This is a genomic window from Variovorax sp. AC103 (assembly GCF_979254005.1).
In genome coordinates, this window is record NZ_CEEDFC010000022.1 from 124,337 (window position 1) to 146,544 (window position 22,208).

Annotated in this window: 20 protein-coding genes; 14 read left to right on the forward strand and 6 right to left on the reverse strand. The window is 67.9% G+C overall.

Annotated features, from left to right (window positions below; translation table 11 throughout):
* The first annotated feature begins 20 nt into the window (after positions 1–20).
* From AC0IYU_RS26985 to AC0IYU_RS26995, 3 genes are read left to right on the forward strand one after another with little or no spacing between them, the layout of a single operon-like run.
* Entirely contained in the window at positions 21–2,315 is a 2,295-nt protein-coding gene (locus AC0IYU_RS26985) for an ATP-binding protein (protein WP_472123335.1), read from the forward strand.
* Entirely contained in the window at positions 2,308–2,766 is a 459-nt protein-coding gene (locus tag AC0IYU_RS26990) for a response regulator (protein ID WP_435483478.1), read from the forward strand. The genes AC0IYU_RS26985 and AC0IYU_RS26990 overlap by 8 nt, the downstream gene beginning before the upstream one ends.
* Complete coding sequence (locus AC0IYU_RS26995; protein WP_472123337.1) at positions 2,759–5,293, forward strand: response regulator; 2,535 nt, start codon at positions 2,759–2,761, stop codon at positions 5,291–5,293. The genes AC0IYU_RS26990 and AC0IYU_RS26995 overlap by 8 nt, the downstream gene beginning before the upstream one ends.
* Before the next feature lie 47 nt (positions 5,294–5,340).
* Here the strand turns inward: AC0IYU_RS26995 and AC0IYU_RS27000 are convergent, their stop codons facing one another.
* Entirely contained in the window at positions 5,341–6,150 is an 810-nt protein-coding gene (locus AC0IYU_RS27000; protein ID WP_472123339.1) for a substrate-binding domain-containing protein, read from the reverse strand.
* A 199-nt stretch (positions 6,151–6,349) separates the two neighbouring features.
* On the opposite strand from AC0IYU_RS27000, the gene AC0IYU_RS27005 reads away from it, so the two are divergent.
* On the forward strand, positions 6,350–6,820 hold the full coding sequence (locus tag AC0IYU_RS27005; RefSeq protein WP_472123342.1) for a Spy/CpxP family protein refolding chaperone: 471 nt from the start codon (positions 6,350–6,352) through the stop codon (positions 6,818–6,820).
* 87 nt (positions 6,821–6,907) lie between these two features.
* Here AC0IYU_RS27005 and AC0IYU_RS27010 read toward each other — a convergent pair whose 3' ends face one another.
* Both AC0IYU_RS27010 and AC0IYU_RS27015 read right to left on the reverse strand, forming a co-directional pair.
* Positions 6,908–7,828 carry a response regulator gene (locus tag AC0IYU_RS27010; RefSeq protein WP_472123344.1) on the reverse strand — a complete coding sequence of 307 codons (921 nt, stop codon included), beginning with the start codon at positions 7,826–7,828 and terminating at the stop codon, positions 6,908–6,910.
* Positions 7,800–11,198, reverse strand: a complete 3,399-nt coding sequence (locus tag AC0IYU_RS27015; protein WP_472123346.1) for a hybrid sensor histidine kinase/response regulator — start codon at positions 11,196–11,198, stop codon at positions 7,800–7,802. The genes AC0IYU_RS27010 and AC0IYU_RS27015 overlap by 29 nt, the downstream gene beginning before the upstream one ends.
* 256 nt (positions 11,199–11,454) lie before the next feature.
* Between AC0IYU_RS27015 and urtA the strand changes: the two genes are divergently transcribed.
* The 9 genes from urtA (at position 11,455) to AC0IYU_RS27060 (ending at position 20,135) form a co-directional block, all read left to right on the forward strand.
* On the forward strand, positions 11,455–12,720 hold the full coding sequence (urtA, locus tag AC0IYU_RS27020; RefSeq protein ID WP_472123348.1) for an urea ABC transporter substrate-binding protein: 1,266 nt from the start codon (positions 11,455–11,457) through the stop codon (positions 12,718–12,720).
* 152 nt (positions 12,721–12,872) lie between these two features.
* Entirely contained in the window at positions 12,873–13,787 is a 915-nt protein-coding gene (gene urtB / locus AC0IYU_RS27025) for an urea ABC transporter permease subunit UrtB (protein ID WP_472123349.1), read from the forward strand.
* A gap of 31 nt (positions 13,788–13,818) precedes the next feature.
* The gene (urtC, locus tag AC0IYU_RS27030) at positions 13,819–15,009 is read left to right on the forward strand and encodes an urea ABC transporter permease subunit UrtC (RefSeq protein ID WP_472123351.1); all 1,191 of its coding nucleotides are present in this window, start codon (positions 13,819–13,821) and stop codon (positions 15,007–15,009) included.
* 15 nt (positions 15,010–15,024) lie between these two features.
* On the forward strand, positions 15,025–15,768 hold the full coding sequence (gene urtD / locus AC0IYU_RS27035) for an urea ABC transporter ATP-binding protein UrtD (RefSeq protein ID WP_472123354.1): 744 nt from the start codon (positions 15,025–15,027) through the stop codon (positions 15,766–15,768).
* Between the two features lie 15 nt (positions 15,769–15,783).
* The gene (gene urtE, locus AC0IYU_RS27040) at positions 15,784–16,473 is read left to right on the forward strand and encodes an urea ABC transporter ATP-binding subunit UrtE (protein ID WP_435483730.1); all 690 of its coding nucleotides are present in this window, start codon (positions 15,784–15,786) and stop codon (positions 16,471–16,473) included.
* 24 nt (positions 16,474–16,497) lie between these two features.
* The gene (gene fmdA / locus AC0IYU_RS27045) at positions 16,498–17,730 is read left to right on the forward strand and encodes a formamidase (protein WP_472123357.1); all 1,233 of its coding nucleotides are present in this window, start codon (positions 16,498–16,500) and stop codon (positions 17,728–17,730) included.
* Between the two features lie 16 nt (positions 17,731–17,746).
* The gene (locus AC0IYU_RS27050; RefSeq protein WP_435483488.1) at positions 17,747–18,091 is read left to right on the forward strand and encodes an FmdB family zinc ribbon protein; all 345 of its coding nucleotides are present in this window, start codon (positions 17,747–17,749) and stop codon (positions 18,089–18,091) included.
* Positions 18,092–18,324: 233 nt separating this feature from the next.
* Positions 18,325–18,675, forward strand: coding sequence for an alpha/beta hydrolase (locus AC0IYU_RS27055; protein WP_435435747.1), 351 nt, complete (start codon positions 18,325–18,327; stop codon positions 18,673–18,675).
* A 164-nt stretch (positions 18,676–18,839) separates the two neighbouring features.
* Positions 18,840–20,135: an aspartate carbamoyltransferase gene (locus tag AC0IYU_RS27060; RefSeq protein WP_472123360.1), complete on the forward strand. Its 1,296-nt coding sequence runs from the start codon at positions 18,840–18,842 to the stop codon at positions 20,133–20,135.
* 20 nt (positions 20,136–20,155) lie between these two features.
* On the opposite strand, the gene AC0IYU_RS27065 is transcribed toward AC0IYU_RS27060, so the two are convergent.
* Genes AC0IYU_RS27065 through AC0IYU_RS27075 form a run of 3 tightly spaced genes read right to left on the reverse strand, consistent with a single transcriptional unit; the run spans position 20,156 to position 21,517 of the window.
* Positions 20,156–20,506 (reverse strand): VOC family protein, encoded by a 351-nt coding sequence (locus AC0IYU_RS27065; RefSeq protein WP_472123363.1) that lies wholly within the window; start codon positions 20,504–20,506, stop codon positions 20,156–20,158.
* Positions 20,503–20,802, reverse strand: coding sequence for a hypothetical protein (locus AC0IYU_RS27070; RefSeq protein WP_472123366.1), 300 nt, complete (start codon positions 20,800–20,802; stop codon positions 20,503–20,505). Before AC0IYU_RS27070 ends, AC0IYU_RS27065 begins: the two co-directional genes overlap by 4 nt.
* Before the next feature lie 31 nt (positions 20,803–20,833).
* Positions 20,834–21,517, reverse strand: coding sequence for a class I SAM-dependent methyltransferase (locus tag AC0IYU_RS27075; RefSeq protein WP_472123369.1), 684 nt, complete (start codon positions 21,515–21,517; stop codon positions 20,834–20,836).
* 187 nt (positions 21,518–21,704) lie between these two features.
* Here AC0IYU_RS27075 and AC0IYU_RS27080 point away from each other — a divergent pair, with 187 nt between their 5' ends.
* Positions 21,705–22,052: a hypothetical protein gene (locus AC0IYU_RS27080; RefSeq protein WP_472123371.1), complete on the forward strand. Its 348-nt coding sequence runs from the start codon at positions 21,705–21,707 to the stop codon at positions 22,050–22,052.
* Positions 22,053–22,208 lie beyond the last annotated feature (156 nt).

A 22,208-nucleotide genomic window follows, 5' to 3' on the forward strand; every position in this document is an offset into this window, starting at 1 on the left:
CGATGAACGTGCCCGTACCCATGTCCATGCCCGCAGCATCCACAGCCACCGCCGGCGCCCGCACCATCGAGCCCTTGCAGGTCGAGCTGTCGTCCTGCGACCTGGAGCCGATTCGCGTGCCCGGCTCGATCCAGCCGCACGGTCGCCTGCTGGTGCTGACGCCCGACTCGCTCGCGCCTGTCGCCTGGAGCGAGAACTGGTCCGACGCGCAGCTCGCCGCCGCGCAGCAAGCGCTCCACGACCTGTCGCTGCCCAGCTTGCCTTTTCTGCAGGCGGACCACGCCGGGGCCTCGCCGGTGTCGCTCGGCGCGTTCAGGCTGGGCGCGGCCGGCGAACTGTTCGACACCTCGGTGCACCGCAGCGAACGCCACCTGATCGTGGAGTTCGAACCCGCCGCCCCCTCGGGCGGCAACGAGGCGCCGATCTACTCCCTGGGCCGCGTCTTCCTGCCGCAGCTGCAGCAGGCGGGCACGGTGCCCGAACTCGCGGCGCTGGCCGCACGCGAGATGAAGCGGCTCACCGGCTTCGGCCGCTGCCTGGTCTACCGCTTCGACGAGGCGGGCCACGGCGAGGTGCTGGCCGAGGAAGCCGACCCCGGCTACGACAGCTACTTGGGGCACCACTTTCCGGCCACCGACATTCCGCAGCAGGCGCGCGCGCTGTACCTCGTCAACCATTTCCGGCTGATTGCCGACGCCAACTACCGGCCGGTGCGGCTGCGCGCCCACGACGCGTCGCTCACGGCGGGCGACATCGATCTGTCGCAGGCCCACTTGCGCAGCGTGTCGCCGATCCACCTCGAGTACATGCGCAACATGGGCACGCTGGCGTCCATGTCGGTGTCCATCGTGGTCGACGGCAAGCTCTGGGGCCTCGTGTCGTGCCACGACCATGCACCGCGCTTTCTGGACACGGGCACGCGCCTGGCCTGCGAGCACCTGGGCCAGCTGCTGTCGCTGCAGGTCCAGTCCAAGGAAAGCAACGGCGAGGTGGCCGAGCGGCTCGAACTGCGCCGCCTCACGCTGCAGATCGTCTCGCACCTGGGCGAGAGCGACGCCACCCTGCAGCACCTGGTGGCCGAAGCCTCGCTGATGCTGCGCGTGATGCGCTCCTCAGGCGCAGCCGTGGTGCTGGACGACGAGGTCTGGTGCACCGGCGACGTGCCCGAGCGCGCGCAGGTGCAGGAGCTGGCGCGCTGGATCGCGGGGCTGGGCGTGGAGGTCTACGACAGTGATTCGCTGGCCGCGCACTTCACGCCCGCCGAGGCTTTCCGGCGCACGGCCGCCGGCGTGCTGGCCATTTCCATCTCCCAGGTGCACCGCCACCTGATCCTGTGGTTCCGCCCGGAAATCGTGCGCACCGTGCGCTGGGCGGGCGACCCGCGCAAGCCGGAGAGCACCGACGGCGGCCGCATCCATCCGCGCCTGAGTTTCGCCAGCTGGGTCGAGAACATCGGCGGGCGTTCCACGCCGTGGTCGGCCACCGAGGTGAGTGCGGCGGGCGAACTGCGACAGGCGCTGATCGGCGTGGTGCTGCGCCGCGCCGAGGAGCTGGCGGCGGTGGCCACCGAGCTGGGCCGCGTCAACCAGGAGTTGGAGGCGTTCTCGTACACCGTCTCGCACGACCTGCGCGCACCCATGCGCCACATCGCGGGCTATGTCGACCTGGTGGCGCAGACCGAAGGCAAGCAGTTGAGCGAGCGCGCCCACCGCTACCTGTCGCATGTGAAGGACGCGGCCGCGTTCGCGGGGCAGATGGTCGATGCGCTGCTCGACTTCTCGCGCATGGGCCGCTCCGCGCTCAAGCAGCGACCCGTCGACACGGCCTCGCTGGTCGATGGCCTTGTGCGCGAGCTGTCGCGCCATGAGCCGCGGCACGCCATCGAGTGGCAGATCGACGAGGCCCTGCCGCCGCTGTATGCCGACCCGCTGCTGCTGCAGGTGGCGGTGCGCAACCTGCTGGCCAACGCGGTGAAGTACTCGCGCACGCGCAGTCCCGCCCGCATTGAGGTGCGCGGCATTCGCAGCGACCTGGGCGACGGCCTGGAGGTGCAGGACAACGGCGTGGGCTTCCAGATGAAGTACGCCGACAAGCTGTTCGGCGTGTTCCAGCGCCTGCACCAGGCGGAAGATTTCGAAGGCACGGGCATCGGCCTGGCCAGTGTGAAGCGGATCGTGGAGCGCCATGGCGGCACGGTCCAGGCCTGGGGGGAGGTGGACGCCGGCGCGACGTTCGGCTTCGTCCTCCCGCGCGAGGCCGTTGACAGCACGGCATCGGCGCACCCGCCGGCCGCGAACGGAGAAGGACATGCTTAAACCGATCCTGCTCGTCGAAGACGACAAGCGCGACCTCGAACTCACCCTCGTCGCGCTGGAGCGCAGCCAGCTCGCCAACGACGTGGTGGTCATGCGCGACGGTGCGCAGGCGCTCGAATACCTGCTGCGCCAGGGCGAGCATGCCGGGCGCGAGGAAGGCAACCCGGCGGTGATCCTGCTCGACCTGAAGCTGCCCAAGGTCACCGGCCTGGAGGTGCTGCAGGAGGTGCGCGCCAACGCGGCGCTGCGCAGCATTCCGGTGGTGATGCTCACGTCGTCGCAGCAGGAAACGGACGTGGTGCGCAGCTACGAGCTGGGCGTGAACGCCTATGTGGTCAAGCCCGTGGCGTTCGACCGCTTCGTCTCGGCCATTGCCGACCTCGGTGTCTTCTGGGCGGTGCTCAACGAGCCGCCACCCGGCTCGCTCAAGGCCGTGCGCAAGAATGACTGAGTCCGCCAGCGCCCTTGACACCACGCCGCGCGCTCCGCGGGTGCTGATACTCGACGACTCGCGCTTCGACGTCGAGTTGCTGACCGAGGCGCTGGCTGTCGCATTTCCGTCCGCGCGCGCGTGTGCGGTGCGCGACGAGCGCGGTTTCGTCGAGGCGCTGAACGACGGGCACTACGCGCTGATCCTCTCCGACTACGAGCTGCCCGGCTTCTCGGGTGCGCAAGCGCTGGAAATGGCGCGCCGCATGGCGCCGCAGACGCCGTTCGTCTTCGTGTCGGGCGTGATCGGTGAAGACAACGCGGTGGAACTGCTCAAGCGCGGTGCCACCGACTACGTGAGCAAGGGCCGCCTGTCCCGGCTGCCGGTGGTGGTCCAGCGGGCGCTCAAGGAGTCGGAGGACCGTCGCGCCAAGGCCGACGCCGAGCGCCAGCTGCAGGCTGCGAACGACGCCATCGTGGAGGCCGAGGCGCGCCGCCTCGCGCTGATGGAGCTGGCCGAGCGCATCCGCGACATGGAGGACCCTGGCGACATTGCCTATACGGCCTCCGAGATGCTGGGCCGGCGCATGCGGGTCGACCGGGCCGGCTACGGCGTGGTGGACACCTTTGCCGAGACCATCGCCATCGAACGCGACTGGACGGCGCCCGGCGTCGCCAGCCTGGCGGGGCTGCTGCATTTTCGCGACTACGGCACCTACATCGAGGACCTGAAGCGCGGCGTGACGGTGGCCTTCGACGACGCCTATGCCGACCCGCGCACGCGTGACAACGCCGATGCGCTCGTCGCCATCACCGCGCGTGCCGTGGTGAACATGCCGATCACGGAGCGGGGCGGGCTGGTGGGGCTGCTCTACCTGAACCATGGCCGGGAACGCGCCTGGCTGCGCGACGAGATCGAGTTCATGCGCGAGGTCGGCGAACGGGTGCGCTCGGCCGTCGCGCGGCGCGAGGCGCAGATGGAACTGCAGGCGCTGGCTGCGTCCCTCGAGCGCCAGGTGGAGGCGCGCACGCACGAGCGCGACCGCACCTGGGCGCTGAGCCAGGACCTGCTGAGCGTGGCCAACCTCGACGGCTTCTTCGTGAGCGTGAACCCCGCATGGGAGGAAGTGCTGGGGTGGAGCGCCGACGAGATCCGCGCCATGCCGTTCCACACGCTGGTGCATGCCGACGACCTCGCCTCGACCCGCGCCGAGATGGCGCGGCTCGCCAGCGGTGCACGCACCACCGGTTTCGAGAACCGCTACCGCACCCGCTCGGGTGCGTACCGCTGGCTGTCGTGGACCGTGGTGCCCGATCGCGGCCTGCTGTATGCGGCCGCGCGCGACGTCACCGAACAGAAGGAGCGCGCGGCCGAGCTCGACCAGGCGCGCGAGCAACTGCGCCAGAGCCAGAAGCTCGAGGCCGTGGGCCAGCTCACCGGCGGGCTGGCGCACGACTTCAACAACCTGCTGGCCGCCATCAGCGGCAGCCTGGAGCTCATGCGCAGGCGCGGCCTGGACGGCAAGCCCGCGGAGATGGAGCGCTACATCGGCGTGGCGCAGGGCGCGGTCAAGCGCGCGGCGGCGCTCACACACCGCCTGCTGGCGTTCTCGCGCCGCCAGACGCTGGAGCCCAAGCCGATCAACCCCAACCGCCTCGTGGCCGACATGGAAGAGCTGGTGCGCCGCACGCTGGGCCCGCACATCACCCTGGAAACGGTGGCCGCCGTGGGGCTGTGGAACGTGCATGCCGACCCGGGCCAGCTGGAAAACGCACTGCTCAACCTGTGCATCAACGCACGCGACGCCATGCCTGAAGGCGGCAAGCTGGTCGTGGAAACCGCCAACCGCTGGGTGGACGCGCGCGCAGGGCGCGAGCGCGACCTGCCGATGGGGCAGTACGTGTCGCTCACCGTCAGCGACAACGGCGTGGGCATGCCGAGCGAAGTGGTGGCGCGCGCCTTCGACCCCTTCTTCACGACCAAGCCGATCGGCATGGGCACGGGCCTCGGGCTGTCGATGATCTATGGCTTTGCCCAGCAGTCGGGCGGGCAGGTGCGCATCTACTCCGAAGTGGGCAAGGGCACCTCGGTGAGCATCTACCTGCCGCGCCACGACGCGCAGGAAGAGGTGGCCGGCGCACCCGCGGAGGCCACGCTCGCGCCGCGCGCCGACCAGGGCGACACCGTGCTGGTGCTCGACGACGAGCCCGCGCTGCGCATGATCATCGTGGAGGTGATGCAGGGCCTGGGCTACGCCACGCTGGAGGCCGGCGACGGCGCCGAGGCGCTGCGCATCCTGCAGTCTCCGCGCCAGCGCATCGACCTGCTCGTGAGCGACGTGGGCCTGCCCGGCGGCATGAACGGCCGGCAGGTGGCCGACGCCGCGCGCACCGCGCGCCCCGGCCTGAAGGTGCTGTTCATCACCGGCTATGCCGAGAACGCCGTGCTGAGCCACGGCCACCTCGACCCGGGCATGCACGTCATGACCAAGCCCTTCGAAATGGACGTGCTGGCGCGCCGGGTGAAGCAGCTCATCGAGAGCCGGTGACGGCCGCCAAGAGCCGCCAGGGGGCCGCCAACAGCCGGTGGGGCCCGCTACTTCACCGTCAGCGGCTCCAGCCCGGTCTTCGCGATCGTGGGTGCGGCCGCGGGGGAATTCAGGTAGCGAATCAGCTGCCGCGCCGCATCGGGCTGCTTCGACGCGGTGGCGATGCCTGCGGAGAACACGGTCACGCGCTGCACCTGCGCCGGCAGCGGGCCGATGTAGTCGATGCCTGCCACCGGCAGCAGCTCGCTGACCTGCTGCAGGCCCAGCGCCGCGTCGCCGCGCGCCACGACGGTGCCCACGCGCTCGCTCAGGATGCGCTTGCTCTTGGGCTTGACCTGGTCTTCGATGCCCAGCGTCTTCAGCAGCTCCGTCTCGTAGTAGGTACCGCTTGCGCTGGCCGAGTAGGCGATCGACGGCGCGGCGAGCAGCGTGCGCTTGAGCGCCTCGACCGTGCCGATGTCGGGCCGGGGCGCGCCCTTGCGCACCGCGAAGCCGATGGCCGAGCGCACCAGGTCGACCTGGCTGCCCGGCACCACCTTGCCCTGTGCGACCAGCGCGTCGAGCGCGGGGCGCGCGAGGATCACCACGTCGGCCGGCTCGTTGCGTGCGAGGCGGCTGGGAATCGAGTCGTCGGCGTTGCCCATCGAGGCGCCGTAGGCCGTCTTCACGCTGCGCCCGCTGCTGCGTTCGAACGCGGGGCGCAGGTCGTTGTAGGCGGCGGTGAAACCGCCCGAGGTCATCACGTGGATGTCGCTGTCGGCGGGCTTGCTGCCGCCGAAGCTGCCGCAGCCGGCGAGGGCCAGGGCCGCGATCAGGGGAAGCGCCGCGCGGCGCGTCAGGGCGAGGAAAGGCTTCATGGGATGTCTCCGGAAGAAAGGGCCATCGTAGAAGCCGGGGCTGTCATTTCGCCTTCAGGGAATTCGGGGTTAGTACCGAGGTAAAGACCGTCCGCTTTACCCCTGGTTTACCGGACTGCAACGCGCGGGACAGCCGGCACGCCTGAAATGCACGCGGGCCTTTTGCGGCCCTTGCGATGATTTCACCCAAGGATCCCCCATGATGAAACGACCCCTGCACCGGTTGGCCCTGCTTGCCGTGAGCACCCACGGCTTTGCGCAGTTCGGCGGGAGCGGCATGGGCGGCGGCGGCAGGCGCGGCGCGCGGCCCGACAGCGCCGCCGGCCCGCGCAACGGCGACGCGCTCTCCACGCCGGCCACCGCGGCAGGCAAGGTCCGCGACAAGCTCTACGACCTGCGGCTGCAACTGATGATCGAGCCCGCGCAGTCGCCGCTGTGGGACCGTTTCTCCGACGCCGTGTGGGAGCTCGTCGGCCGGGGCGGCATGGCCGGCGCCGCACCGTCGGACGAGCAGACGGCCGTGCAGTTCGCGCAGCAGCGCGCCGCGCAGGCGCAAGCACGGGCACTGCGCTTGCAGTCGGTGAGTGATGCGCTGTCGGCGCTCTACAACGCCCTGACGCCCGAGCAACGGCACATTGCCGACCAGAACCTGCCGGCCGTCATTCCCTGAATTCCGGGAACTTGCGCCTGCAGGCGCTTCCGCTGGGTGGGAACCGCAGCAAGCCAGAGAGCATTTTGGTCTTCGGTGGCGCAGGGGCTACATACCGCTGGCCAGTGCCGCTGCCGCCGCGCGGGTCTCCACGCCCAGCTTCTCGAAGATGTGCTCCAGGTGCTTGTTCACCGTGCGCGGACTGGTGCCCAGGATCTCGCCGATGTCGCGGTTGGTCTTGCCCTTGGCAAGCCAGGAGAGCACCTCGGTCTCGCGCGGCGTGAGGGCCGCGTCGGCCAGCCGCGCCGACGAGGCGCCGCCGGGGCCGTCGCGCTGCATGGCGAACAGCAGCATCGTTTCGCCCAGTGCCGCGGCGCCCAGGTTGCGCACCGACAGGCGCATGCCCGTGGCGGTGCCGATGGCGATGGACGCGCCCGCCGCGAGCGCCGGTTCGAGCGATGCGGGCAACAGCCCCGGCGCCACCGGGTCTTCCAGCGCATGCAGCCAGAGCGCCGCCTGCGGCGAGCGCCAGGCGATGCGCCCGCGCGTGTCGACGAACACCACGCCCATGCCTGCCACGTCGACCGCGTCGCGTGCCATGCGCGTGATGCGGGCATTGCGCGCATGCGTGTGCAGCCGGGCCAGCACTTCCTGCGCGCGGATGGGCTTCACCACGTAGTCGACACCGCCGCACTCGAAGCCCTCGACCACGTGCGCGGTTTCCGACAGCCCGGTCATGAACAGCACCGGAATGTGCGCCAGTGCCGGGTTGGCCTTGATGCGCCGGCAGGTCTCGAAACCCGAGAGGCCGGGCATCATGCCGTCGAGCAATATCGCGTCGGGCACCACCAGCTCCAGCCGCTGCAACGCGGCCTCGCCGTCGGCGGCGACCAGCACGGTGTAGCCGCTGGCCTCCAGCGTGTCGCACAGCATGCCCAGGCTGCTGGGGGCGTCGTCCACCACCAGCACCACCGGGCGGTCGGCGTCCGGGCGTTCGTGTTCAGGAGGGAGCGAGGGGAGTGTCTGCATCTTCTGCCAGTGCGTTGCGAAGGGTGTCGAGTTCGAAGCGCGCGACCATGCCGCGCAGCCAGGTGCAGGTGGCCGCCGCCGTGGGCGATGCGGCGGCCAGCCGGTCGAGCGCGGTGTGCAGGCCGCGCACATGGCCCATCTGCACCAGGCGCATGAGTTCGGCGCGGTCGTCCTCCGACAGCGCGAGCTGCCGCGGGCGCTGCGGCGCCGCTTCCTCGGCGGCGGGCGGCACCGCATCGGCGGACGAGAGCCATTCGAGCCCGAGGTGCCGCTCCAGCGTGGCAATGAGCTCCGACTCGATCACGGGCTTGCCCACGAAGGCCTGGCAACCGGCGGCCTGCAGCCGCTCGGGCTGGTTCTCGAACATGTTGGCCGAGACGATGACGATCGGAATGTCCTTGAAGCCCGCGGCGCGCACCAAGGTGGCGGTCTGCCAGCCGTCCATGTCGTCCATCGTCAGGTCGAGCAGGATGGCCGAGGGCAGCTCCTCGCGCAGGCTGTCGAGGCACTCGGTGCCGCTGGCGGCCTCGCGCACGGCAAAGCCCAGCGGCGCGAGCATGCCGGCCAGCATCTGGCGCTGCACCGGCTGGTCGTCGACTACCAGCAGCGTGCGCCGCGCGCCCACGTAGCCCGACACGGGCTGGCGAAAGTTGAGGCCCCTGGCCTGTGGCCCGGGGTCGGCCACCGCGCGCAGGTACACGCGCACGCTGAAGGTGCTGCCTTGCGACGAGGTGCTGGCCAGCTTCAGCTCGCCACCCATCAGCGAGGTCAGCAGGCCGGTAATGGTGAGGCCCAGCCCCGTGCCCGGCTCGCCGCGCCGGCGGCCCGCCGCCCCGCGCTCGAAGGGCAGGAAGATGCGCTGGTGGTCCTGCGGCGCCACGCCGATGCCGGTGTCGACCACGTCGAAGCGCAGCACCTCGCGCCGTGCATCGACATGCAGCGTCACGGTGCCGCTGTCGGTGAAGCGCACGGCGTTGGTCAGCAGGTTGATGAGCACCTGGCGCAGCCACTTGGCGTCGGCATGCACCCACGGCGGCAGCCGGCCCGCGTGCGTGTAGACGAAGGCCAGGCCCTTGTTCTCCGCCTGCGGCCGCACCATGTGCACCAGTTGCTCCAGAAAGGCCGGCAGCGCCAGCGGCGCCGGTTCCAGCTGCAGCCGGCCGGCCTCGATGCGGGCCAGGTCGAGCAGCCCGTCGATCAGCCCCAGCATGTGCTCGCCGCTTCGGTGGATGGTCTGCACCGCCTCGCGCGGCGGCGAGGCCGCATCGCCCTTGAGCAGGATCTGCGAGTAGCCCAGGATGCTGTTGAGCGGCGTGCGCAGCTCGTGCGTCATGCCGGCCACGTAGCGTGTCTTGGCCTGGTTGGCGGCCTCGGCGGCTTCCTTGGCGGTCTGCAGGGCCGCGTCGGTGCGGCGGTGCGCCTCGATCTCCAGCGCCAGCAGGTTGTTGTGGCGGTTCGATTCCTCTTGCGCCATCTGCCGGCTCTCGCTGCCGAGCACCACCCACCAGGCGGCCACCGCGGCCACCACCGACAGCAGCGCGAACACCTTGAGGAAGGCCGTGGCCATGGTCGAGTCGCTGGTGCCCGCGAGCGCCTCCTGCGCATACACCACGCCCACCACCGTGGCCAGCAACGCAATGAGCGAGGTGGCAATCAGCAGGTAGTGCGCCACGCGAAAGTTCAGCCGCGCCGACAGCGCCGGCGGCAGCAGCGCCTGCAGCCAGCTGCTCATCTGCTCGGCCGCGCGCGAGTCGGTCTTGCAGCGGTCGTGGCAGCGCGATTCGAGCGTGCAGCACAGCGAGCAGATCGGCGCGCTGTAGGCCGGGCAGTGCGCCATGTCTTCGGACTCGAAGCTGTTGTCGCACACCGAGCACTTCACGCTCTGGCCCGGCGCCCAGCGGTCGATGTCGGTGCGCGCGAGGTAGTAGCGCCCGCGCGTCTTCCACGCCAGCAGCGGCGACACCGCCATCGCGGTGGCCAGCGCGATGAAGGGCGAGAAAGCGCGCGCCCAGTGGCCCAGCGCGCCGGAGTACGCCAGCATGGCCAGCGCGGCCGCCACCAGCATCGCGACCAGCCCCACGGGGTTGATGTCGTACAGGTGCGCGCGCTTGAACTCGATGGTCTTGGGGCTCCAGCCCAGCGGCTTGTTGATGACCAGGTCGGCCACCAGCGCGCCCACCCACGCGATGGCGATGTTGCTGTAGAAGCCAAGCACGTGTTCCAGCGCCGAGAAAACGCCCAGCGCCATCAGCAATATCGCGATGACCACGTTGAACACCAGCCACACCACGCGCCCCGGGTGGCTGTGCGTGAGCCGCGCGAAGAAGTTCGACCACGCGAGCGAGCCCGCATAGGCGTTGGTCAGGTTGATCTTCATCTGCGAGACCACCACGAACAGCACCGTGATGCCCAGCACCCAGGCCGGGTCGCGCAGCACGTACGAAAAACCCGTGAGGTACATCTGCGTGGGCTCGACCGCGTGGTTGGCCGGTATCTCGTGCTGCAGCGCCAGGAAGGCGAGGAAGGCGCCGCCCATCATCTTCAGCATGCCCGGCACGATCCAGCCCGGCCCGGCGATGAGCACCGCCGCCCACCAGCGGCCGCGGTTGGCGGCCGTCTTCTCGGGCAGGAAGCGCAGGTAGTCGACCTGCTCGCCGATCTGCACCACCAGGGAGAAGGCCACGGTGGCGGCGGCGCCGAACATCAGCGGGTCGAAGCCGCTGCTGTCCGAGGTGCGGCCCACCAGGCTGGTGAAGTCGGCGTACAGCTCGGGCTTTTTCACCAGCACCGCGATGAAGGGGCAGACGAACAGCACGATCCAGATCGGCTGCGTCCACAGCTGCAGCCCCGAGATGAGCGTGATGCCGCGCGCCACCAGCGGGATGATGACGATCGACGACACCATGTACAGCAGCCACAGCGGCCAGTCGAGGTACATCTGCAGCGCCAGCGCGAGGATGGCGGCTTCGAGCGCGAAGAAGATGAAGGTGAAGCTCGCGTAGATCAGCGACGTGAGCGTGGAACCCAGGTAGCCGAAGCCCGCGCCGCGCGTGAGCAGGTCCATGTCCACGCCGTGGCGCGCCGCGTAGTACGAGATGGGAAGACCGGTCAGGAAGGTGATGAGCCCCACCACGAGGATGGCCCACAGCGCGTTCGAGAAGCCGTAGCTCAGCGCGATGGCCCCGCCGATGGCCTCCAGCGCCAGGAACGAGGTGGCGCCGAAGGCCGCGTTGGCCACGCGGAACTCCGACCACTTGCGAAAGCTGCGCGGCGTGTAGCGCAGCGCGTAGTCCTCCAGCGTTTCGTTCGCGACCCAGGCGTTGTAGTCGCGGCGGATGCGAAAGATCTTCTGTCCGGAGACGGATTGCATGGTGGGTTCTCGCGGCGGCGGTGGCATGGGGCGGACAGAGCAAGAAGCGCTCCCCGTCTTCATGGCCATCGCCATCGCCTTCGTTGCCTGGCTCGCGAGTCTGCGGGCAGGGCGCGTGCGCACCGCTACGTTGAATGACGTATTCGCTTTGCGGCAGGTGATTTCTAAAGTACCAGCCATGGTGCTCGGGGCACCGTGCAGTGCACTTCGATGGTGCGCGGCCCACCCACTTTCTTCAACCTGCTGGAGTTTCCTGATGTCGCGTGATTCCGATCTTTCTCTCGATGCCCTGGCTTTGCGCCGCCGCCGTCTGCTGCAGGGCGCCGCCGCGCTGCCCATGATGGGCCTGAGCGGCCTGAGCTTCGGCCAGGGGCAGTTCCCCACGGCCAAGGTCAACACCACCAAGCTCGCCGTGACGGACACCGAAGTCACGGTGGGCCAGCTGCATTCGTCCACCGGCACCATGGCCATCTCGGAGACCGGGTCCATCCAGGCCGAGCAGCTCGCCATCGACCAGATCAACGCCATGGGCGGCGTGCTGGGCCGCAAGATCAAGGTCATCAAGGAAGACGGCGCCTCCGACTGGCCCACCTTCGCCGAGAAGTCGAAGAAGCTGCTGGTCAATGACCACTGCGCCGCGGTGTTCGGCTGCTGGACCAGCGCCTCGCGCAAGGCCGTGCTGCCGGTGTTCGAGAAAGAGAACGGCCTGCTGTACTACCCCACCTTCTACGAAGGCCTGGAGCAGAGCAAGAACGTGATCTACACCGGGCAGGAGGCCACGCAGCAGATCATCTGGGGCCTGGACTGGGGCGCGAAGGAGAAGAAGGCCAAGACCTTCTTCCTGGTGGGCTCCGACTACATCTGGCCGCGCACGTCCATGAAGATCGCGCGCAAGCACATCGAGAACTTCCAGAAGGGTTCGGTCAAGGGCGAGGAGTACTACCCGCTGGGCCACACCAACTTCAACTCGCTGATCAACAAGATCAAGGTCGCCAAGCCCGACTGCATCTTCGCTGCCGTGGTGGGCGGTTCGAACGTGGCCTTCTACAAGCAGCTCAAGGCCGCGGGCATCACCGGCGACAAGCAGTTCCTGCTGACGCTGGCCGTGACCGAGGACGAGATGACCGGCGTGGGCGGCGAGAACTTCGCGGGCTTCTATTCGTCGATGAAGTACTTCCAGTCGCTGGACAACGAGAACAACAAGAAATTCGTGGCGGCGTTCAAGGCCAAGTACGGCAAGGACGCGGTGATCGGCGACGTGACGCAGGCCGGCTACCTCGGGCCGTGGCTGTGGAAGGCGGCTGTTGAAAAAGCAGGCAGCTTCGACGTGGACAAGGTGGTCGCGGGTTCGCCGGGGATCGAGCTGAAGACGGCGCCTGAAGGCTACGTGAAGCTCGATGCCAACCACCATCTGTGGAGCAAGGCGCGCATCGGGCAGGGGCAGCTCGACGGGACGTTCAAGGTGGTGGCGGAGTCGGCCGAGTTGATCAAGCCCGATCCGTTCCCGAAGGGCTACCAGTAAGTCTTGCATTTCTCCCTCCGCCTCTGGGGGAGGGCAGGGGTGGGGGCAAGCGGCCTTTGATGAAGCCTTGCGTTTGCTAGAGCCGCTGAGCCCCCATCCCAACCTTCCCCCAGAGGGGGAAGGAGCTAACACCAAACACCGGAATCGTTGCCATGACTCTGTCGGACATGATGAACATCGGCCTCATGCAGGGCTTCGCGGGGCTGAGCCTCTTCGCGGTGCTGCTGCTCATGGGGCTGGGCCTGGCGATCATCTTCGGCCAGATGGGCGTCATCAACATGGCGCATGGCGAGTTCATGACCATCGGCGCCTATTCGATCTACCTGGCCGCGCGCGTCACCGAAAGCCTGGCGCCGGCGTTCATGCCGTACTACTTTCCGATCGCCATCGGACTGGCGTTCGTGTTCGCCTTCATCGTCGGCTGGATCGTGGAGTGGCTGCTCATACGCCACCTCTACAAGCGCCCGCTCGATACATTGCTGGCCACCTGGGGCGTGAGCCTGGGCCTGCAGCAGGTCTTTCGCACCTTCATCGGACCCAAGGAAGTGAGCCCCACGCTGCCCGAGTGGCTCATGGGCTCGTGGACGCCGCATGAAGGGCTGGACATTCCCATCAACGGCCTGTTCGTGCTGGCGCTCACCGCGCTGGTCACGGCCAGCGTGCTCATCGCGCTGCACAAGAGCCGCTGGGGCCTGCGGGTGCGCGCCACCGTGGCCAACCGCACGATGGCCAACGCCACTGGCATCGACACGAAGAAGACCGACCGCCTGACCTTCGCCATCGGCTGCGGCATTGCCGGCATGGCGGGCGCGGCCTTCACCACCATCGGCTCGACCGGGCCGACCTCGGGCTCGCTCTACATCGTGGACGCCTTCCTGGTCGTCACCTTCGGCGGCGCGGCCAGCCTGCTCGGCACGGTGGTCTCGGCCTTCGGCATTGCGCAGACGCAGTCGATCTCCGAGTTTTTCATGACTGGCTCGATGGCCAAGGTGCTGACGCTCTCGCTGATCGTGCTGATCCTGATGATGCGACCGCAGGGCCTGTTCGCAGTCAAGGTGCGTCGTTGATGAACCCGATTCCCTTTTGGAGAACGTTCCGATGAATTTCATCAAGGCCTCGATCCTGCGCTACCAACTGGGCAGCCTGCTGCTGCTGGTGCTGCTGCTGGCGGTCGTGCTGCCGCTTTCGCTCGACATCTTCCGTCTCAACCTCGTGGGCAAGTACCTCACCTACGCCTTCGTGGCCGTGGGGCTCGTCATGGTGTGGGGCTACGGCGGCGTGCTGAGCCTGGGGCAGGGCGTGTTCTTCGGCATCGGCGGCTATGCGATGGCGATGTTCCTGAAGCTCGAAGCCTCCGACCCCATCACCACCAAGATCCAGTCCACGCCCGGCATCCCGGACTTCATGGACTGGAACCAGATCACCGAGCTGCCGATGCTGTGGCTGCCGTTCAAGAGCCTGCCGCTCAGCCTGATGCTGGTGGTGCTCGCGCCGATGGCGCTGGCCTGGCTCGTGAGCTTCGCGATGTTCAAGCGCCGCGTGGGCGGCGTGTACTTTGCGATCATCACGCAGGCGGTGGCGCTCATCTGCACGGTGCTCATCATCGGCCAGCAGGGCTACACGGGCGGCGTGAACGGCATGACCGACCTGAAGACCATGCTGGGCTGGGACACCCGCACCGACAGTGCCAAGTACATCCTGTACTACGTCTGCGTGGGCCTGCTGGTGCTGAGCATCCTGCTGTGCCGCTGGGTGCAGACCAGCAAGCTGGGCACGCTGCTGCTGGCCATGCGCGACAAGGAGGACCGCGTGCGCTTCTCGGGCTACGACGTGTCGAACTTCAAGGTCTTCACCTTCTGCCTGGCGGCCGGTCTCTCGGGCATCGGCGGTGCGTTGTTCGCGCTGCAGGTGGGCTTCATGTCGCCGAGCTTCGTGGGCATCGTTCCTTCGATCGAGATGGTGATCTTCTGCGCCGTGGGAGGCCGCATGAGCCTGGTGGGTGCAGTGTACGGCGCGCTGCTGGTGAACGCGGGCAAGACGCTGTTCTCGGAGAGCTTTCCGGACCTGTGGCTGTTCCTGATGGCGGGGCTCTTCATCGGCGTGACCATGGCCTTTCCGATGGGGTTGGCGGGCGTGTGGGAGGAAAAGATCCGTCCCTGGTGGAAGTCGCGCCGGCAGGCGTTGCGTGACGCCGCGGTGAAGGCGCCTGCCGCCACCGTGATCGCCACGCCGAGCGAAACCACACCCCAGCCCACGCTGCCCGAAGGCGTCGGCAGCCAGCGCGCCTGACCAAGGACCCCTGCCATGAGCAACACAGACTTCGCCCTCGCGGTGGAAGACCTCACCGTGTCCTTCGACGGCTTCAAGGCCATCGACGACCTGACGCTGTACATCGACAGGAACGAGCTGCGCGTGATCATCGGGCCCAACGGCGCGGGCAAGACCACGCTGCTCGACCTGATCTGCGGCAAGACCAAGGCCAGCGCCGGCAGCATCAAGTTCAAGAACACCGAGCTCACGAAGATGGCCGAGCACAAGCGGGTGCGGCTGGGCATCGGCCGCAAGTTCCAGACGCCGTCGATCTACGAGAACCTGAGCGTGTTCCAGAACCTGGAGGTGTCGTTCCCCAAGGGCCGTTCGGTTTTCGGCGCCTTGGCGTTCAAGTGTGACGACGAGGTCAAGGCCAAGGTGCAGGCCATCGCCCAGGAGATCGGCCTGGCCGACCGCCTGGACACCGAGGCCGGCCTGTTGAGCCATGGCCAGAAGCAGTGGCTGGAAATCGGCATGCTGCTGATGCAGGAGCCCGAGCTGCTGATGCTCGACGAACCCATCGCCGGCATGAGCGCGCGCGAACGCGAACTCACGGCCGACCTGCTCAAGCGCATCTGCCAGAACCGCGCGGTGATCGTCATCGAGCACGACATGGCGTTCGTCAAGCAGATCGCGCACAAGGTCACCGTGATGCACCAGGGAAAGATCCTGGCCGAAGGGCCGATGGAGAAGGTGCAGGCGGATCCCAAGGTCATCGACGTCTATCTGGGGCACTGAACCATGAGCAACATCATGCTGAAGGTCGAAGACCTGCACGTCGCCTACGGCCAGAGCGAGGCCCTGCACGGCCTCTCGTTCGAGGGCCATGCCAACGAAACCATCGCCATCATGGGGCGCAACGGCATGGGCAAGACCACGCTGTTCAAGAGCCTCATGGGCATCCTGCCCTTGAAGAGCGGGCGCATCGAAGTGGCGGGCCAGGACGTGTCGCGCGACGAAAGCTTCAGGCGCGTGGCCAAGGGCATTGCCTACGTGCCGCAGGGCCGCATGATCTTTCCGACGCTGACGGTGGAAGAGAACATCCAGACCGGCCTGGAGAACGCGAAGACACGGCGCATTCCCGAAGAAATCTACGCGCTGTTCCCGGTGCTGTGGGACATGAAGAGCCGCAAGGGCGGCAACCTGTCCGGCGGGCAGCAGCAACAGCTCGCCATTGCGCGCGCGCTCGTCACCGACCCCAAGGTGCTGCTGCTCGACGAGCCCACCGAAGGCATCCAGCCTTCGATCATCAAGGACATCGCCAGGGCGCTCAACGAGATCCGCAAGCTGCGCGGCATCACCATCGTCGTGTCCGAGCAGGTGCTCAGCTTCGCGATGGACGTGGCCGACCGGCTGTTCGTGATCGAGGGCGGGCGCCTCGTGCACGAGACCGCGCGCGACAAGACCGACGTCGACCACATCAAAGCCTACCTCTCTGTTTGACCACAACCCCAGGAGCCACTGCAAATGACGGACACGCTGATCAAGGTCGACCTGACCAAGCCGCCCACCGAGAACGAGAACATCCATAACCGCTGGCACCCCGACATTCCGATGGCCTGCTGGGTCAACCCGGGTGACGACTTCATCCTCGAGACCTTCGACTGGACCGGCGGCTTCATCAAGAACAACGACAGCGCCGACGACGTGCGCGACATCGACCTGAGCACCGTGCATTACCTCTCGGGCCCCGTGGGCGTGAAGGGCGCCGAGCCCGGCGACCTGCTGGTGGTCGACCTGCTGGACATCGGCGCCAAGCAGGATAGCCTCTGGGGCTTCAATGGCTTCTTCTCCAAGCAGAACGGCGGCGGCTTTCTCACCGACCACTTTCCGGAAGCGCAGAAATCGATCTGGGACTTCAAGGGCATGTTCACCAGCTCGCGCCACATTCCGCGCGTCAACTTCGCGGGCCTGATCCATCCCGGCCTCATCGGCTGCCTGCCCGACAAGCCCATGCTCGACATGTGGAACGAGCGCGAGCAGAAGCTCATCGACACCGACCCGGACCGCGTACCCGGCCTGGCCAACCCTCCCTTCGCCGGCACCGCCCACATGGGCAAGATGACCGGCGAGGCCAGGGCCAAGGCCGCGGCCGAAGGCGCACGCACCGTGCCGCCGCGGGAGCATGGCGGCAACTGCGACATCAAGGACCTGTCGCGTGGATCGAAGGTGTTCTTCCCGGTGTATGTGGACGGCGCGGGCCTGAGCGTGGGCGACCTGCACTTCAGCCAGGGCGACGGCGAGATCACCTTCTGCGGCGCCATCGAGATGGCCGGCTGGGTGCACATGAAGGTCACGCTCATCAAGGGCGGCATGGCCAAGTACGGCATCAAGAACCCGATCTTCAAGCCCAGCCCGATCACCCCGCAGTACAACGACTACCTGATCTTCGAAGGCATCTCGGTCGACGAGAGCGGCAAGCAGCACTACCTGGACGTGAACGTGGCCTACCGCCAGGCCTGCCTGAACGCCATCGAGTACCTGAAGAAGTTCGGCTACTCGGGCGCGCAGGCCTATTCCATCCTGGGCACGGCACCGGTGCAGGGCCACATCAGCGGCGTGGTCGACGTGCCCAACTCGTGCGCCACGCTGTGGCTGCCCACGGGCATCTTCGACTTCGACATCAACCCGAACGCGCTGGGCCCGATGAAGATGCTCGACGGCAGCGTCGACATGCCGCTGTCGCACGACGTGCGCTGAACAAGGACGCCACGGCATGCCCACCTACGACTACGCCTGCGGGCAGTGCGGCGGCTTCGAGGCGCTGCGGCCTTCGGGCCTGCGCGACGAGCCGGCCGCATGTCCCGACTGCGGCGGGGCCGCGCCGCGCGTGCTTGCCGCCGCGCCTCGCCTTGCGCTGATGGCGTCGGGCACGCGCCACGCCATGGAAACCAACGAGCGCGCGCGGCACGAGCCAGGCAGCTCGCGTGACTATGCGCGTTTCAAGCACCCGGCGGGGTGCGGCTGCTGCAGCACTTCTTCGAAGCGCGGCGCCACGGTGACGGCGCCCAGCGGCGCGAAGTCGGCGCCTTCGAGGCGGCCGTGGATGATCAGCCACTGAGGTGTGTCATTTCTGTTTGAAATGTGTTCACTCGTTCCGCTCGCCTTCGGTCAACTCGTTTTCGCCTCAGCTGTTTCATTGGGAAACGCTGGGACAATCCCTCTTGACTTGCTCAATTTCAAGGCCGGGATTGTTTCAATCCTGTGAACGCCGCGATTCCCTTTGCAGCAGTTTTTCGGGTCGCTTCAGGATCAAACTTCTCCTCACCAACCAAACACCTGAAGGAGATTGAAATGAATGCCTCGAAGATCCTCGCCGCTGCTGCTCTCTCGCTCCTGGCTGCCGCCGGAGCCCACGCAGAAACCTACGACGGCGTGCACGTCGTGAACTCTTCGGTCACCCGCGCCGAAGTCGCACCGCAAGCCGCTGCCGCCGCACGCGCCGGCAACGAGTACAGCGATGCCTCCGCCGCTGGCGCCCAAGCCTTCACGTCGACCGCCAACCGCGCGACCGTGCAAGCCGAAGCCGTCGCCAAGGCGCATGACCCGCTCGCCAGCCTCGACCGCCGCGCTTTCTACCGCGACGAAGTGCCGCAAGCCTACAAGAAGCCCAGCGTGTCGTTCACGCGCCAGGCCGGCCTGTAAGCCACAGCCACTGCACCTTCGGGTGCTGCAAAGGAACGGGCCTTCGGGCCCGTTTTTTCGTGCGCGTTCAGCGCCAGCGATGGGGTCGGCCCGGGCGGCGCGATGCCGAAGAAGTTCACCAAGTCACTTTCAAAATATACGCATTGAGTATATATTTGCGGCCCATGACCATGCCGCAACAGGTGCTCCTTCGCGACGCGATGCGTCAACTCAACATGACGCGCGATGCGTTCGCAGAGCGCATCGGCAGCCGAAGAAGGGCGCTGGACGCCTGGTTGCTGCCCGACGAGTCCAATGAATTCAGGGCCATGCCCGAAGTCGCGCGGCGCTTCGTGGGCGAAATCATGGCCTCCGACGGCCGGCGGGGTGAATATACGCAGAGCGCACATGAAGGTGCCTTGCGCAAGGCCACCGCCGTCGACGGCGCGCACCACCTGCTGTCGGTCAGCCAGTTCAACCGCGACGCCATCGACGAGCTGTTCCAGCTGGCCGACGTCATGCAGCCGATCGCGCGCCGCCGCAAGGTCAGCCGCGTGCTCGAAGGCGCCGTGCTGGCCAACCTGTTCTTCGAGGCCAGCACGCGCACCCGCGTGAGCTTCGGTGCAGCGTTCTGCCGGCTGGGCGGCTCGGTGTGCGACACCACCGGCTTCACCTTCTCGTCGATGGCCAAGGGCGAATCTATCTACGACACCAGCCGCGTCATCAGCGGCTACGTCGACGCGATCGTGGTGCGGCACCCGGAGCAGGGCTCGGTTGCGGAATTCGCGCGTGCCACCCACGTGCCGGTCATCAACGGCGGCGACGGGCCGGGCGAGCACCCGAGCCAGGCGCTGCTCGACCTGTACACCATCCAGCGCGAGTTCTCGCGACTGGGCAAGCTGGTCGACGGCGCGCACATCGCGATGATCGGCGACCTGAAATACGGGCGCACGGTGCATTCGCTCATCAAGCTGCTGTCGCTGTACCGCGGGCTGAAGTTCACGCTGATCTCGCCGCCGTCGCTGGCCATGCCCGCGGAGATCGTCGAGGTCGTCAGCCGCAACGGGCACGTGGTCCAGACCGCGGCCACGCCCGCGCAGGCGCTGGCCGGCGCGGACATCATCTACGCCACGCGCATCCAGAAGGAGCGCTTCGCGCACGACGAGGTGCTGGAAGGTTTCGACAACGCCTTCGAGGTCAACCATGCGCTCGTCGAGTCGGCGTGCAAGCCCGAAGTGGTCGTGATGCATCCGCTGCCGCGCGACGGCCGCCCCGGTTCGCACGACCTGAGCGTGGACCTCAACAACGACCCGCGCCTGGCCATCTTCCGCCAGACCGACAACGGCATCCCAGTGCGCATGGCGATCTTCGCCACGCTGCTGGGCGTGGACAAGCTCGTGAGCCGCTCGATGCGCGACGCCGCGTGGACGCCGCCCTCGCACATCGGGCCGGACGACAGCGTGTTCCACGGGCTCGACTGAAGCCCGCGGCGACGCATGCTTCAGGTGTGCGCGAGGATGTTGACCAGCTTGCCGAACGGGTCGCGCACGTAGAAGCGGCGCACGCCCCATGGCTCATCGACCAGCCCGTATTCGATGGCGAAGCCGGCGGCCTTCATGCGTTCGAAGGCGGTGTCGACGTCGTCGACCTCGATGGACAGGTCGGGCACCGGCGTGCCCGAGCCGCCTTCGGCCGCCACGCTGAGCTGCACTGCCATGTCGGCCTGCGAGCCATAGGTCTGGATCCAGCCGTGGTCCATGAGCAGGTCGAGGCCGAGCACGTCCTTGTAGAACACGGCGGCGCGCGCCGGCTCGGGCGTGGCGATGTTGGCGACGATGCGTTTGACTTTCATGGCGTGGGCTTCGTGATGGTGAAAGTGCGAGGCCGGCCGTCGCGCTCGACGTGCAGCAGATCGCCCTCGATGCGCATGTCGGTCCAGCGCTCGGTGTGTCCATTGCCGTGCAGGATCTCGAGGCTGTCGTGCGACAGCATGCGGTAGCTGAAAAGCGGCGCGGTGACGGGGCCGTCCTTCACGCCCATGGTCGCGGCCACGTGGCCCGTGGCGTTGAAGTGGTAGCGCTCGATGAGCGTGTCGCAGACGAGGTCCAGCGTGTGGCCGAAGAGGCGTGTGATGTCGATGGTCGGCATGGCTCGGGGATTCTGCCCCGGCACCGCGTGCTCAACCAGCCATGCGCCGGTACGTCAGCAAGCGCCCCCGGTACGCCGCCTGGCTCACGCTCGCCAGCCGGTCCAGCCGCTGCTCGCGCATGCCGAAGCCTTCGTCGGCCATCTGCCGGTTGAAGGCCGGCCGGTTGCCGCGGTCGGGGTCGACGATCCATACCTCGGCGGCGGGGCTGGTGTGGCGGCCGATGAAGGCGGCGAGCAGGCCCCGGGCGTCGCGCTCGTACAGCAGGTCGCTGCCGATGACGAGGTCGAACAGGCCGCGCACGTCGCCGGCCAGGCCGGTCTCCTGCATGCCCCAGTGGCCGCGGCGGTATTTCATGGGCGGCAGGGCGTTCAGGCGCAGGTTCTCCAGCAGGAAGCCCGCGGTGAGCGGGTGGCAGTCGCTCGCGGTCATGTCGTTGCCGCGCCGGTGGCCGACCAGGCTGGCGAGCGCGAGGCCGCAGCCGATCTCGAGCACGCGCGCGCCCCGCACCACCGGGTGCACCGCCATGCGCGCGGCCAGTTGCGCGCCCGAGGGCCACAGCAGCCCGAACATCGGCCACGACGCGGAAGAAATGCCCTGCGCGGCGGCCGTGCCCAAGGGGTCGGAGAACTGCTGGCGGTCGAGCAGCGACCGGATGACGAGGTCGTCGGCACCCGCGATGGCGATGCGCTCCAGCTTGATCAGATAGCCCGGCATCGAAGGGTGCGGGGTCTCGCGGGCGAGACCTCGGTGCAGCAAAGGTGGGCCAGTATGCGCCCTGTGCGGCGGCGCACCCGCTCATGCGCGCCTAAGTGGCCCGTCACCCGCGCCTAAGCTGCCTCTCACAGGCTGGTAAGAGCACGGTCCTAGAGTGAAACCACCGTCATCACTCAAGGAGACAACCATGAGAGTCCGTACCCTGACCCTGTGCATCGCCGCCGTGCCGGCGCTGGTGCTCGCCTCGTTCGCGCATGCGAGCGGCTACGCCGACCCTGACTATCCGCAGGCGTCGCATTCCACCATGTCGCGCGATGCGGTCGCCGCCGACGCCATGCGCGCGAACAACAGCATGCATCCGACCGAGGTCCTCGAATCGCAGGTGGCCACGCCCGTGTCGGGCCTGGACCGCGCGCAGGTGCAGGCCGAGGCCGTCCGCGCGAACAACAGCATGCATCCGACGGAGGTGCTCGAGTCGCAGGTGCAGCCGCCCGTGGCATCGGCGAACCCGCCCGCGAGCACCAGCGGCGAGTGAGCCGTCGGCGCTTCGCGCCGCGATGCATGAAACCGCCATCGGGGGCGGGTAAGCTCGCGGCCCATGAAGCGCAACAGCACTCCCAGCATTCCCGGATCTGCCGGCGGCAAGGCTTCTGCCGCCGGCAGCAGGACGTCGGCGGCGCCTGCCGCCGAC